The organism is Blautia sp. HCP3S3_C12, from assembly GCF_052064155.1.
Lineage (GTDB): Bacteria > Bacillota > Clostridia > Lachnospirales > Lachnospiraceae > Blautia_A.
The window spans coordinates 1-388 of sequence record NZ_JBQHWC010000060.1 but is presented as its reverse complement, the minus strand read 5'-3'; the positions used below and the strand labels follow the sequence as shown (position 1 = coordinate 388).

The 388-nt window shown below is 41.2% G+C and carries 1 rRNA gene; it reads left to right on the top strand.

Features of this window, described 5'->3' with window-relative positions:
* Positions 1-85 (top strand): 5S ribosomal RNA (rrf, locus tag ACTNDS_RS16710); the annotation flags it as partial.
* Positions 86-388 lie beyond the last annotated feature (303 nt).

Genomic DNA, 388 nt, shown 5'->3' with positions numbered 1-388 from the left:
TCCCATCCCGAACACGACGGTTAAGACCCAATCGGCCGATGGTACTGCACTGGAGACGGTGTGGGAGAGCAGGTGGGCGCCAGATCAAAAAGAAAACAACAGGTTGGGAACCTGATGAAGATAAAACAGGCATTGGAAAGTGAGTCCTGTCGGAAACAGGATGGAGCCAGATATGAATCGTCAAGTCCGATGCTAACCCGTATCAGCCGGGAAGAGCTGTTGATATAACTGGTTTTACCAGTGATTAGAGATTTTAAATGAGTTTAAGATTTCTAATGACTGATAAAAATTCAGTCAATATGTACCTTGAAAACTGCATACATGAAATTTGATTAAAGTTAATCAAATATCCTTGATACAAAACGTTAAGAGATATGAGAGTATCTCA